8 protein-coding genes are annotated in these 12213 nt (G+C 60.9%); 4 read left to right on the forward strand and 4 right to left on the reverse strand.

The window, feature by feature from the left end; genetic code table 11:
• Positions 1–101: 101 nt before the first annotated feature.
• Both ACVJ5M_RS34550 and ACVJ5M_RS34555 read right to left on the reverse strand, forming a co-directional pair.
• Positions 102–566, reverse strand: a complete 465-nt coding sequence (locus ACVJ5M_RS34550; protein WP_456679588.1) for a hypothetical protein — start codon at positions 564–566, stop codon at positions 102–104.
• Positions 567–1166: 600 nt separating this feature from the next.
• Entirely contained in the window at positions 1167–2669 is a 1503-nt protein-coding gene (locus ACVJ5M_RS34555) for a substrate-binding domain-containing protein (RefSeq protein WP_231144459.1), read from the reverse strand.
• 546 nt (positions 2670–3215) lie between these two features.
• On the opposite strand from ACVJ5M_RS34555, the gene ACVJ5M_RS34560 reads away from it, so the two are divergent.
• The 4 genes from ACVJ5M_RS34560 to ACVJ5M_RS34575 all read left to right on the forward strand — a co-directional run bounded on the left by ACVJ5M_RS34560 (position 3216) and on the right by ACVJ5M_RS34575 (position 9280).
• A complete protein-coding gene (locus ACVJ5M_RS34560) occupies positions 3216–4145 on the forward strand; it encodes a peptidylprolyl isomerase (RefSeq protein WP_231144458.1) in 930 nt (309 codons plus the stop codon).
• Positions 4146–4195: 50 nt separating this feature from the next.
• The gene (locus ACVJ5M_RS34565; RefSeq protein WP_085402769.1) at positions 4196–5110 is read left to right on the forward strand and encodes a glycosyltransferase family 2 protein; all 915 of its coding nucleotides are present in this window, start codon (positions 4196–4198) and stop codon (positions 5108–5110) included.
• A gap of 45 nt (positions 5111–5155) precedes the next feature.
• Positions 5156–7351 (forward strand): glycoside hydrolase family 55 protein, encoded by a 2196-nt coding sequence (locus tag ACVJ5M_RS34570; protein WP_231144457.1) that lies wholly within the window; start codon positions 5156–5158, stop codon positions 7349–7351.
• A gap of 159 nt (positions 7352–7510) precedes the next feature.
• Entirely contained in the window at positions 7511–9280 is a 1770-nt protein-coding gene (locus tag ACVJ5M_RS34575) for a carbamoyltransferase family protein (protein ID WP_354099364.1), read from the forward strand.
• Positions 9281–9377: 97 nt separating this feature from the next.
• Here ACVJ5M_RS34575 and ACVJ5M_RS34580 read toward each other — a convergent pair whose 3' ends face one another.
• Together ACVJ5M_RS34580 and ACVJ5M_RS34585 are read right to left on the reverse strand one after the other, a co-directional pair.
• Complete coding sequence (locus ACVJ5M_RS34580; RefSeq protein ID WP_166351439.1) at positions 9378–10763, reverse strand: MBOAT family O-acyltransferase; 1386 nt, start codon at positions 10761–10763, stop codon at positions 9378–9380.
• 47 nt (positions 10764–10810) lie between these two features.
• A complete protein-coding gene (locus ACVJ5M_RS34585) occupies positions 10811–11788 on the reverse strand; it encodes a hypothetical protein (protein WP_231144454.1) in 978 nt (325 codons plus the stop codon).
• Between the last annotated feature and the right edge of the window lie 425 nt (positions 11789–12213).

The following is a 12213-nucleotide window of genomic DNA, read 5'->3' on the forward strand; positions in this document are numbered from 1 at the left end:
GATTAATTATGTTATTGCTTGTTATCAGCGCGTTATCGCGTCGATGCGGGCTGCGGCGGCCCGGCCAGAATGGCCCTAAAGCATGATGAGATTGAGCTGCCCTAGCGCTGGCCCTGGTTGGCAAACGGGCTAAGCAGACCCGGCGGCAGCTTGAAATTTGCCGGCTGCGCACTCTTGTTGATCGTCAGGTTCTTGCTGGCGCCAGGGTGGACGTCGGAAGCCGGGGTTGGCCCACCTCGCGGAGGCGGGACCGGCATGGCGACCGGAACGGGCGGCGGCCCTGCAAGCACTGGCCCGCCCGGAACCGCGCCGGCCTTCATGTCGGGCGACGGGATGTCCAGCACGGTAATATCGAGTCCCCTCGCGAACTCCACCTGGCGCCGCTCGACCGCCCGAAGGGTCCATCCTTTGTGGTTTTCGCCCGCTTTCAGCCGGACCACGGACTTGCTGGCGGAATCAATGAACAAGCCGATCTTTTCGCTGCCGACGATGGTGCCGAGCAGAGAAAGCTGCGGCCTCTCGGGTTCGGCCGGCGGCGGCGGAGCTACCTGCACGGGCGCCGGCATGGCAACCGGTGCGGGCCCAGGCGGCCGTCGCGTGGGCGCAAACAGCGGCCGCTCGCGGCCGGCTGTCAAACGCCCGAGCGGGATAGCCCACAGCGGGTTGTCGCTGAGCGCGCGTTGTGCCGGCGGAGGCGCCGGCGGCCGTTCGACAATCGCGGGCGCCGGCACGACGGCGGGAGCTGGGGCCGGGCCGGTCGGCTTCGTGGCAAACAGATCATCGCGCGACTCGGCGGACGGAGAATCCATCGAACCTGGCGCGCTGACGGCGAACGCCTGGACGCTTCCCCCGGCAAGGATGCCAGCGAGCAAAGCAATGTATAGGCGCGTCGACATGGCACTGACCGTCCCTGATCGGACCCGAGCGATAACCGTCATGAATATCAATCATGTGACATTTGCGAGCAGGGAACCGATGTCCCAGGCCGGTCCGCGAGATCGCAGGGCATGTCAGCATCAATGCGCGCGCGCCCTATCGTCCGCCGCCATCACATCTACTGGGGCACGATGTTGGATCAAAGCCGGGCGCGCTTCAAAAAAATGCACCCGGCGCGAGCCGGGTGCAAAGTGTTGTCGATCGTCGATCAGGCTGAGACCTGATAGCGATCAGTAAGCGCCGACCTTGCCGGTGCAGCCGCTGCCGCCCACACCGTTGGTCGGGTCGTTGAGGAGCGTGTAGATTTCGCCCTGCCAGACAGCCGGAACCTGAGCGAAGCCGTTGTCGTTCATGATCAAAGCCGACCCGCTGCCGTAAACGTAGTCGAGGAAGGTCTTGAACCAGATGAACGCGTTGTTGCTGTTCGAGTGCGTCTGGTAGCACTGATACATTTCGAACCAGGAGAAGCCGGAGATCGGATACGAACCGGAAACCACCGGATTCGGATTGACACCCTGCAAGCTCCAGGTCAGCGGGTTCGCACGGCTGACGCTGTCGAACTGCGGGATGGCGGTCGCCATCGCCTTCTGCGCACCCTGGAAGGTCGGCGGCTGGAACTTGCCGGTCGCGCCGGTGATGTCCCACTGCGACTGGAGGTTGGCGGTCTTCAGGCCACCGGCCTTGACGGGCAGCCAGAAGTCCTGGGAGGCGTAGCCGATCGCACCGTTCGTCGAGGTGACGAGGGTGACGAGGGCGCCGCTGCCCGAGGCGTTGGCGAACGTGCCGGGGCTGGTCACGGCGTTGCCGCACTGGTCGGTCGGGAACTGATCCGGCCAGTTCAGCTGGTTCGCACCGCGCGCGAGCAGCGGAGTGGTGCAGGCCTGCGAACGATCGGTCCAGGGGAAAGCGTACGACACGACGGTCGCATCGCTCTCGCTGTTCGGTCCGAACTCATAACGGCACTGCTCAACCAGCGCGTTGGAGAGCAGGAAGGTGGTGCCGCTGCCGTCCTGACGATGCACGAAGGTGATGTTGCCGGTGCCGAGCGTGCCACCGTTGAGCGTGGTCAGGATCGCGTTGTTCCACTTGGTGATGTGGCCCGACGCGATGCCGCAGAACGCGTTACGCGACAGGTTGAGGCCGCTGCTGCCGCCAGCCGGGGTCGCCGGCAGAATGTTCAGGGTAGCGCCGGCACCATCCTTGCCGTTCAATCCAAACGCAACGGCGCCGATGACCGCCGGAATCTGGATGAGATTGCCGAACTTCGACTGCGCGCTGCTGGCGCCGCCCGTGTTCCAGGCGGTCATGTCGGCGGCGTTGACGACGTCGTCGCTGCCGATGAACTGCACGCCATCATAGTCGGAGATGTTGTTGATGCCGAAGTTGCTGCTGGTGTAGGCGGGAGCGGAAGAGGAAGGCGTTCCGATCTGGGTCTTGTCGTTGGTGCGCAGCACGGTCTTGCCGTTGCCCGAACCGGTACCGGCATAGAGAATCGCGCCGCCGATGCCGCTGGTGTTGAAGCTACCGCAGCTCGCAGCCTTGGCCATCGGACCCGGCTTGCCGGGGCTGCCCTGCGCCTGGGTGTAGATGCAGTCCATCAACTGCCGATAGACAACCTGCGGGAACGTCGCGCCCGCGCCAAACGCAACCGACTGCGCCTGAGCAGATTCGGAAGCAACGCCCATCGCAGCGAACGCAACCGATCCCAAGAGTAAAGTCTTCAAGTTTCGCATAACCTCAGTCTCCCTGTTTGGATACCCCAAGCCTGCTACGATCAGCAGCCGGGCCCCGGAGCGAGGCGGACGCTATCGGCGGTATGTGAGACTTTGATTGTTGTTTTGTGAATTATGATACTCATCCCATCTACAATGAGATCGATCTTCGTGCCGATCCGGCGACAAGCTCATAATTTCACGAGCAGAAGCATGGAATTCTCGCCCGCACCAAATGTTATCCACGCATCAAATCGCATCGTAAAATATGTGGACGCCGTCGGATCGGACGCCTCGCACGTATCCCGAAGCTTGAAGCGCGAACATCCGCGGCGCAATCGACCCGCCCTATTCGACGATCATCTCTTTACGACGTGCTGTGAGCAAATGCCTGCGTGCTTTCACAGACCTGTCTTGTCGACATCACATCACCGTTAATGTCGCATCGTTAAAAGGCACCCCGGCAATCCGGCCGCGCCGCACATGATGCCTCGTATCACAACAATATCGTTCGCCATTGTGTGAGTGCTGCGCGGATAAGACCAGCAAGCAAGAAGGATCCACGAAATGAACGCTCTGCCCGGTTTCCGCATGCCTTACCGCGCAATGACGGCACGCGCCGGCTTAGCTACCGTCTGGCTGGCCGTCATGCTCGGCGCCGGAGCACCGGCATTTGGCCAATCGCCGTCGGCCGATCCCGTTGTCGCCGTCGTCAACGGAAGCCCGATCCATGAGAGCGATCTGGAACTGGCGGACGAAGTCATCGGCCGAAATCTGCTGGTTCAAGACCCCATCGAGAGGCGCGAAACCCTTCTGAAGATGGTGACCGACGCCGTGCTGCTCGCGAAGGTGGCGACCGATCGACACATAGAAGACCCGGCCGATCTTCAGCGCCGCGCCATTTTCGCGCGCAATCAGGGCCTCACCAATCATCTTCTGACTGTCGTTGGTCAGCAGGCGGTGAGCGAGGAGGCAATGCGCAAGGCATATCAGGAGGTCGTGCTCAATGGGGTGACAACCGAGCCCGAGCTGCATCTGCGCCACCTTGTCTTCATGATCGCTCCGCCCGCGGACGATGCCGCGGTCAAGGCGGCCGAACAAAAGGCCAAGGCGGCGATGGACAGGATCAACAAGGGCGAGGACTTCACAGTCGTCGTCGCCGAAGTGTCCGAGGACCCCGTCACCAAAGCGAGGGGCGGCGACTACGATTGGCGGCAGCGCGGCGAAATGGGCAAGGAATACGCCGACGTGGCGATCAAGCTGAAAAAGGGCGAGGTTTCGCAGCCGTTCAAGACTGCAGTTGGCTGGCATATCCTCAAACTCGAGGATACGCGTCCACGTAAACCGGCCGACTACGACAAGATCCGTGATCGCCTGGCCGCGATGGTCGCCTCTGCAGCGCAGATCGAGCTCGTGGATAAAGTGCGCGCCGAGGCGAAGATCGTGCGCATGGACCAGATTCATAAAGCGGACAAGGAAGGCGCCAAAGTCAGGTAGCGCCCCTGCCCTGCCTGCCAATCCCGCGATATCCCGGCAGTGAGTAAGCTATGGGCCTTGCCGTCATCATCCTGACGCACAACGAAGAGCGCCACATCTTGCGGGCTCTCGCCTCGGTTGCCAAAATTGCAACCGAGGTTTTTGTTGTCGACAGCTTCTCAAGCGATCGAACGGTCGAGTTGGCGCGCGCTCAAGGCGCAACCGTATTGCAGAACCGATTCGTCAACTACGCGAAGCAGTTTCAGTGGGCGCTCGAGAATGCCCCGATCACCGCCTCGTGGATCATGCGGCTCGATGCCGACGAAATCATCGAAGCCGATCTCGGCGCCAGAATTCGCGATGAACTGCCGCGCCTGAGCAACGAGGTCGTCGGGATCAACCTCAAGCGCAAGCACATCTTCCTTGGTCGCTGGATTCGCCATGGTGGCCGCTACCCGCTCCTCCTCCTGCGGATCTGGCGACGCGGCCACGGCCGCATCGAAGACCGCTGGATGGACGAGCACATGATTCTGTGGGGCGGCCAGACCGTTACATTCGATGGCGGGTTCGCCGATCACAATCTCAACGATCTGACGTTCTTCACCGACAAGCACAACAAATACGCCACACGCGAGGCAATCGATGTGATCAACGAGCGTCACCGCCTGTTCGGGCGCGATGTCGATCTGATATCGGAGGAAGGCTCGCGCCAGGCAGCCATCAAGCGCTGGATCAAGGAACGGCTGTACAACCGTATCCCTTATCAAATCAGCGCGCCGGCCTATTTCCTGTTTCGCCTGATTTTCCAGCTCGGTTTTCTCGACGGCAAGGAAGGCCTCGTCTATCACGGATTACAGGGTCTCTGGTATCGCTTCCTTGTCGGCGCAAAGGTGGAAGAGCTGGAAGCCGCCATCTCTCATCTGAAAGATCCGGCGGAAATGCGCGCGGAGCTACGACGCCTGACCGGCCTCGTCATCGAGCTCTGATCAACATGCGCTCGAAAGCCAAAATGATTTCAATGGGCACGGTCCATGACGCGTAGTGTCGCGGCCATGGTTGCCCTATTCCAGTTGCTTTGGATGGCGGAGGCAACCGCACAGTCCGCGATGTTCTGGTTCAACGATCCTGTCGGTCCGGACGAAACCGTGCTCGTCACCGGCGCCGAGCTCGACAAGATTACATCTGTGACGGTTGACCGAATTGGCGACGGCCCCTCCCGCGAGAGCGGACAGGAAACCTCCGTTCCGATTCTGCAGGCCAATCCCCTCTCCCTTAAATTCACGATCCCGGAGCAGTTCACACCCGGGATCTATCGCTTCAGCCTGACCCATGCCCAAGGCACTCTCAGCGGCCGCATCAACCTGCCAACAATCTATTGGACGCAGGGAAACCTCGGCGACGAGGTCTCGCCGTCGGGCTGGCTCCAGGTGTTCGGTCGCAATATCGTTCGCCAGGCAAGCCGTGCACAATTGTTGATGCTGCCCGATGCCGGGAGCGCACCGACGAAAGCCGTTCTGACCAAAGGCGACCTGTGGCGCGGTGCGTTTCGCATCCCTGATCAGGTTTCACCCGGCCGCTACCGGTTGCGCCTCTCCAACGGAGACGGCGGCGACACCGAATGGGTCGACGTGGGCAGCATCGTCGTGCGCTCTCCCGAGGCGAACGCGGTGCAATCCTTCGATGTACGGGCGTATGGCGCTAACGGCGACGGCAAGTTTGATTGTACTCGCGCCGTCAAGGCCGCCATCGAAGCTGCGAGCCAGGCCGGAGGCGGGACCGTGTACTTTCCGCGCGGGCGCTATCTGATCTCGGACATGATCGCCATTCCACCTCGCGTCAAATTGCAGGGGGAACGCATCGATCTGGTCAACCTGGTCTGGCCTAGTCTGGCAACGCTTCCGGCCGCACTGATACAGGGAAGGTCGCAGTTCTCGGTCGAAGACCTGACAATCTACGCATCGAACCACCCGCACATCATCGCGGGGGGCTTTCAGTTCGGCGACGCCCCCATTCCTGACGCGGCCGATATCGCCATCCGACATGTTCGCATTCGCGGTTCGGCCTTCCGGGGTCTCATGGAGGCTGAAGCCACCCTGCAGCAAATGAACGACTTCCGCCGGATCTATCCCGATGGATCTCCCGACACCATTCGATTGAGCGGAAACAGGATCGAAGTATCCGATTGCGACATTCTCGGATCCGGACATTCGCTTCGCCTCTTCAAGGCAACCAACGCGATTGTGGCCCGCAATATCCTGACCAACGGCCGCTATGGCTCCTACTCGATCGTGGGATCGCGTCAGGTCATATTTGAAGGCAATACGGTGACTGCCGCCGACCTCCAGGGAACTGGCGGCGGAATATCGACGCTGTCAAAATGGGTCAGCGCATCCGAGAACATCTTCGTCGGCGGCAACACGTTCAAGGCCATTTATGGCTGGGATCGGGAAGCCATGACGTCGGACGGGCCAGGCGGATTCTATTTCGGACACGCGAACAGCACTGGTCCGGATCGGTTGTCGCTGCTGGATGCAGCCAATCCGTATCCGGCCGGCACGGACTGGACCGGCGCCGCCGTCATGGTGGTCAACGGGCGCGGTGCCGGCCAATACGCCAGGGTCAAAGCATTCGAGAAAAAGCCGTCCGACTTGTCGGTGGTGCTCGATCGACCGCTCGAGGTGGCGCTGGACTCGAATTCGGAGATCACAATTACCCAGGCGCAGCAGAACTATCTGATCATCGATAATGACTTCGAAGACACGGGCGTCGCCGCGCAGACGTACGGGACGGCGCTGGGACATGTCATCTCCGGCAATCGATCCAACAGGACCAGCGGTTTTGCCGTCTTCGGACTGTCCTACGACAGTTTCCAACCCGGCTGGCGGATTCAGATCCTCGACAATCACATACTCGAGGGAAACGTCTACCGGGCCGGGCCCGAACGGAGCATTTTCTCCAATGAGGCTTCAATTCTCGTCCAGGCGAACCAGACCGCAAAGGCTCCGGGTCGGCCGCCGATGGTGCAGGCGGTGATCGTTCGAGGCAATCGCCTCGATCAGGACGCTCACATCGAAATCAAAGGCTTTGCCGCGACCTCGCCCGGCGTCCGCGACGTGGTCGTCGAAGGAAACACCATGGGGCCATCACGGGTCGGTCTGATGATTGATCGCGGCGTCGCGTGGTGGCTCAGCCGAAGGAACGTCGAAGAACGGCGTATCCAGAAATAGCGCTGCGAGCTAACGCCCCCGCCTCGCGCTCCCTCTCGATCGGTCACGGTAATGATAAGTTCCGTTGTTAGTTAAACCTCTGCTCTGGCTGCGATCTCCCGCTGTGGCCGAACGGAATTCCTCTCCGGCAGCCGCTTCACAACCTGAAAGACTGTACCGATGACCGCAATTCTCGGCCTCAACCTCAACCATCCCGATGCCTCCGCGGCGCTCATCATCGATGGCAAGGTGGTCGCAGCTTCGGCCGAGGAGCGCTTCGGCAAACGCATCAAGCATGACCCGTCCTTCCCGCTGCAGGCGATCCAATCGGTTCTTGCCATGGGCGGCATATCGTCGAAGGATCTGGATTTCATCGCGGTCGCGCGCGATCCGTCGCAGAATCGCGCGGCCCAGGTCTCGTATGTATTGCGCAATCCGCTTTCGGGCGGCAAAGCGGCGCTTGAGCATATCCGGCGGGCCAAGGACGAGCTGAGCATCAGCGAGCAGGTCGCCGAGGCGTCCGGGCAGGCCCCGGACATGGTCAAGGCCAAAGTCGTCAACGTGGAGCATCATCTGTCCCACATTGCGAGCTCGTACTACTGCTCGCCGTTCGATGGGCTGACGGCCGGTTTCTCCTATGACGGCAGCGGCGATTTTACCAGCGCGATGGCGGCGCGCTGCGAGGGGACACGGATCGACGTGCTCGACCGCGTCAACCTGCCGAACAGCCTGGGCTTCTTCTACACGGCATGCTGTCAGTTCATCGGCTTCGCCGAATATGGCGAAGAGTACAAGGTCATGGGTCTCGCGCCATACGGCGTCGACAGCTTTGCGGACACGATGCGAGAACTCGTCCAAACGCGGCCCGATGGCTGGTTCAAGCTCGCCGAGGGCTTCTTTGGCATGCACCGCGGCGGCGAAAGCGGAAAGATGGACGAGCGAAATCACGTGGAAATGTTGCGCTTGTTCACCGACAAATGGATCGAGAAATTCGGTTCACCGCGCCAGCGCGGCGAGGAGCTGACGCAACGGGACAAGGACATCGCCCGCTCCTGTCAGGTCCGCTTCGAGGAAGTGGCGGTGCATTGCTTCAACAAGCTGCACGATCTGGTCCCGAGCAAACAGGTCGTTTATGCCGGAGGTTGCGCACTCAACGGCGTCATGAACGCACGCCTGTTGCGCGACACGCCCTTCCAGCAGGCATATATGCAGCCGGCCTCATCGGATGACGGTCTGTGTCTCGGTGCAGGCCTGTGGACATGGCACAATGTCGCGGGCGGACGAGAACGATTCCATATGACGCATTCCTATTGGGGGCCGGCTCACTCGGATGAGACGATGCGGCGCGCAGCAGAATCGGCCAAAACTCCCATGCGCGAACTATCGCCCGGCAACGTTCCGAAGGCGGCCGCATCCCTGTTGCACGCCGGGCTGGTGGTTGGCTGGTACCAGGGGCGATCCGAATGGGGCCCGCGCGCTCTTGGCAATCGCTCCATTCTCGCCGACCCGACCCGCGCCAACATGAAGGATGTGATCAACGCCAAGATCAAGCGAAGGGAGGGCTTCCGTCCCTTTGCTCCGACCATCTTGCAGCCGGCGGTATCGACCTATTTTGAACAGGATGTGTTCAGTCCCTTCATGATGCATGTCGTCAAGCTTCGCCCGGAATGGCGGGAAAGACTTCCCGCCATCACCCATGTCGACGGCACCGGACGGCTGCAAAGCATCGCGCGGGACACCAATCCACTCTACTACGACTTGATCCACAGCTTCGGCGAACTGTCCGGGATACCGATCGTGCTCAATACCAGCTTCAATGAGAACGAACCGATCGTCGACACACCCGAACAGGCCATGAGCTGCTTCCTTCGCACCGGTCTCGACGCCATCTGCCTTGGCAGGTACCTGGTTGTGAAAGGCGAGCATGCCAAGCTGTTGTCGGACGCGTAGGCCGCTGACGCCGTGAATTGGGGCGGTTGCGCCCCCCCTTTCGTTCTTCGGATCAGGATCTTCACGCCCAACCTTCGCGGCCGTGCGTCGGCCGCGGTCAGAACTGGAAGTAGATGAATTCGGCATGTCCAAAAATGCCGAACAGCACGATGTAATAAGCCAGCGCGACACCGGCAGCCGTTGGCAGCCAGCGCACCTCCCACAGTTCACGAAGGCGCTGCGGCCGAAACGACAGGTGGAAGTCGATCACGAACAGCAGTGCGAGCGAGACGGCGAGCATCACCAGTTCGCCGCTCGCGAGATCCAGCATCTTCAGGGTGAAATAGGAGATGGGACCGAAGTCGCCCAGGCTCCGCAGGGCGACGATCGCATTGGCGACGCTCGTCGACCGGAAGAAGACCCATCCCACGAGCACGACGGCTAGCATCCAGGCCCAGCCGAGCAGCAGACGAGCCGGCTCGCCGAGCCATGCTTCCGGTTTCGCAAGCCTGATAAAGGCTCGTTCGACAACCAGGCAGACCCCATGCAGCGTGCCCCAAGCGACGAAGTTCCACGCTGCACCGTGCCAGATACCACTGACCGCGAATACGATGATGAGATTGCGCGCGGTGGAGCCTTCGCTGCCGCGGCTTCCCCCGAGCGGAATGAACAGATAATCGCGGAACCAGGTCGACAGGGAGATATGCCAACGGCGCCAGAACTCGTTCAGGCTGGTGGCGAAATAAGGTTGCCCGAAATTGATCATGAGATCGAAGCCCATGATGCGTGCCACGCCACGCGCAATGTCCGAGTACCCCGAAAAATCGCAATAGATCTGGAGGGCGAAGAGCACCGCCGCGAGCAGTTGATAACTGCCGGAATACTGCGCCGGATTGGCGTAGATCCCGTTCACCACCGACGCGACCACGTCGGCGATGCACATCTTCTTGAACAGGCCATAGCCGACGAGCAACAGGCCCGCTGTGACATTTTGGTAGGAAAGCCGATGCGTGATCCGGAACTGCGGCAGCATGTGTGCCGCACGCTCGATCGGACCGGCGATCAGCTGCGGAAAGAAGCTCACATATTGGGCATAGGTGATAAAGTCGCGCTCAGCGGCAACCCGGCGATTGTACACGTCGAGCGTATAGCCGACCGACTGAAACGTGTAGAACGAAATGCCCAAAGGGAGCACCAGGCCGAGGGCATAATCCGGCACCACATACCCGAACAGCCCGACCACGCCGAGCACGTTCGAAATCAGGAAGTCCAGATATTTGACCGTTCCGAGTACGCCCAGGTTGATCGACAGCGCGATGATCAGCGCCGCCTTGCGTCCGCCATCGGTCCGAGCCCGCGCCATCATGAGTGCGGTCGTGTAATCCACGATCGTCGTCAATCCGAGCAGGAGTCCAAAGGAAGGGCGCCAGCTCATGTAGAATATGTAGCTGGCGATCAGCAGCACCAGCGGCTGGGTTCGCCCCGGCAACGAGAAGAACACCACCAGGAACGTTACGAAGAACGCCAGAAATTCGAAAGAGTTGAAGAGCATCAGTCGAATGCTCCGGTGGCCTTCAGCAATTTGGCCAGATCGGCCGTGTAGGCGCGCGCCCCGGCCGGATTCATGTGCTGCGGATCGGCAAAGAGCGCTGGCGGATACATGAAATAGTCCGGCCCAAACACCCGAATGAGGGGCCGATCCGAGATCATCATCGACCTGGCGTCGTCAGCGGCTGGCAGCGGAGCAGCCTCGCCAGCGCGGAAGAAGCCCGGAACAATCATGATCTGGAAGCCATACTGGCTCGCCAGCCGTTCGAGGTGATTACGAGAGTGAGACTTTTCAGGGATCATCCGTAGCTCAATACGTGCGGGATGATCGGTCGGCAGGGTGTAGTCATCCGGAAGGCGATCGCCCGGGTAATGGCTCTGCGACTTGATGAAGTACCAGCCCCGGTCGCGGAGCATTGCAGCGCGCTGGATCTCCACATCGCGGCGCGCGTCGGACAGTCGATCCAGATTCTGAAAAGCGAACAGCGCTGCTTCACGGGGCAAATTACGAAAAGGAAACAGCGTGCTTGCCAACAAATTATCGTTGCGCAGGATATCAGCAAAATTATCGGATGCGCCCTTGTCGTCCCAAGGGATCGTCAACAGCACGTGCGTGGGAACGTTGCCGGCTTCCAACGCGGCTTCCAGAATCGGTAGAAAGCGAACTTCGCCGGGCAGGCCAAGGTTATACGATCGGAAGCCGGATCCGACGGCCGCATCCAGGTCGGATGGACGCAACGCCGAGAGAAGCTTGCTGTTGCCGAAGACCATCACCCGATTGCGGTCCTGCGGACCGAACATCCGGCCCTTCACAAGCGTATCCAATTTTGCGTACGCAATGACGACCGAGCCCGGCCTGATAAAAGGCAGCATGGCGTAGGCGGTGTACAGCGAGAGCCACACCGCGCCGAACAACAGCCCGAAGACGACGACGGATTTGAACCACGGAGCGGCGATCGCGGCCGGCTCTTCTGCATTCACGGCCGATGCGGCCTCCGGAGATGGCAGAGGCGAGCGGACCGTGGCTGTAGCTCGTTCCGATATCTCTGAGCTCAGTGAAATCCGGTCAGAGAGTTGGCGCCGGCGAGGCTTGTACATATCCGACGGAACTCACGGGACAGAGCATTGGGACGATCGGGTGCCGTCGGTGGTGACGGGCCGTTCGCCGTGCCCGAACTGCAAGCGCGCGTGCGCCGGCGTGGTGCGTTCGGAAGCGGAGAACATGCAGCCCTGTTATCATTCTGTTATGTTCAGCCGAGGTCCTATCAAACGAACATTACAGTTTGACGATATCGAGGTCGCAGCACTCGATACATGCAGCGCATTGCCGAAGACGGTAACATTGAGTAGATAAACCGGCCGCTGGTCCGGGCTTCCCCGTCACATCGCGCGAGGGCCTGCGCAGG

Source organism: Bradyrhizobium sp. S3.7.6 (genome assembly GCF_054061875.1).